General features: G+C 50.2%; 7 tRNA genes and 1 rRNA gene. All 8 read right to left on the bottom strand.

Annotated elements, in window-relative coordinates:
- Positions 1–50: 50 nt before the first annotated feature.
- Positions 51–127: transfer RNA gene (locus KI343_RS19805), tRNA-Arg, on the bottom strand.
- Positions 128–131: 4 nt separating this feature from the next.
- A tRNA-Leu gene (locus KI343_RS19800) sits at positions 132–220 on the bottom strand.
- 6 nt (positions 221–226) lie between these two features.
- Positions 227–301 (bottom strand) — tRNA-Gly (locus tag KI343_RS19795).
- Positions 302–338: 37 nt separating this feature from the next.
- Positions 339–423, bottom strand: a tRNA-Leu gene (locus KI343_RS19790).
- Positions 424–426: 3 nt separating this feature from the next.
- Positions 427–502: transfer RNA gene (locus KI343_RS19785), tRNA-Lys, on the bottom strand.
- A gap of 13 nt (positions 503–515) precedes the next feature.
- Positions 516–591 (bottom strand) — tRNA-Thr (locus KI343_RS19780).
- 3 nt (positions 592–594) lie between these two features.
- A tRNA-Val gene (locus KI343_RS19775) sits at positions 595–670 on the bottom strand.
- Positions 671–679: 9 nt separating this feature from the next.
- Positions 680–796 (bottom strand): 5S ribosomal RNA (gene rrf, locus KI343_RS19770).
- Positions 797–1,018: the final 222 nt, after the last annotated feature.

Below are 1,018 nucleotides of genomic sequence, written 5' to 3'. Positions count from 1 at the left end.
GACCCCTTGGTCCCAAACCAAGTGCTCTACCAAGCTGAGCTACTTCCCGATGGCGCGCCCGAGAGGAGTCGAACCCCTAACCTCTTGATCCGTAGTCAAACGCTCTATCCAATTGAGCTACGGGCGCATTATGGTGCCGAGGACCGGAATCGAACCGGTACGGTAATCACTTACCGCAGGATTTTAAGTCCTGTGCGTCTGCCAGTTCCGCCACCCCGGCAATATCTGGAGCGGAAGACGGGATTCGAACCCGCGACCCCCACCTTGGCAAGGTGGTGTTCTACCACTGAACTACTTCCGCATATTGCTGTATATGCTTTTCTATTTTATTAAAGTAATGGTGCGGGTGGAGGGACTTGAACCCCCACGCCCGGAGGCACTAGATCCTAAGTCTAGCGCGTCTGCCAATTCCGCCACACCCGCAAATGGTGAGCCATGAAGGATTCGAACCTTCGACCCTCTGATTAAAAGTCAGATGCTCTACCGACTGAGCTAATGGCTCCTAAAAAGGAAAGTGGTGCCGGCCAGAGGACTTGAACCCCCAACCTACTGATTACAAGTCAGTTGCTCTACCAATTGAGCTAGGCCGGCGAATGGTGGAGGATGCAGGGCTCGAACCTGCGACCCCCTGCTTGTAAGGCAGGTGCTCTCCCAGCTGAGCTAATCCTCCGAATCATATGCCTGGCAGCGTCCTACTCTCGCAGGGGGAGAACCCCCAACTACCATTGGCGCTGAAGAACTTAACTTCTGTGTTCGGCATGGGAACAGGTGTGACCTCTTCGCTATCGCCACCAGACAATGAATTATGTACTTGAATATGTTTCTGAAAAACAAGGACAAGTTATATTATATACTTTTTATAATGAAAATGCAAGACTTTTTTAAAAAAAGTTTGCACCCTGAAAACTAAATAAGAGTAACGTGACATGAAAAAACTTAGATAAGTCCTCAATCGATTAGTATCCGTCAGCTGCACGTGTCGCCACGCTTCCACCTCGGACCTATCAACCTCATCGTC

Origin of the sequence: Oceanobacillus sp. J11TS1, assembly GCF_018333215.1 — a bacterium.
GTDB lineage: Bacteria > Bacillota > Bacilli > Bacillales > Amphibacillaceae > Oceanobacillus.
The sequence above is the reverse complement of the archived record's forward strand: the minus strand, read 5'-3'. Positions and strand labels throughout refer to the sequence as shown.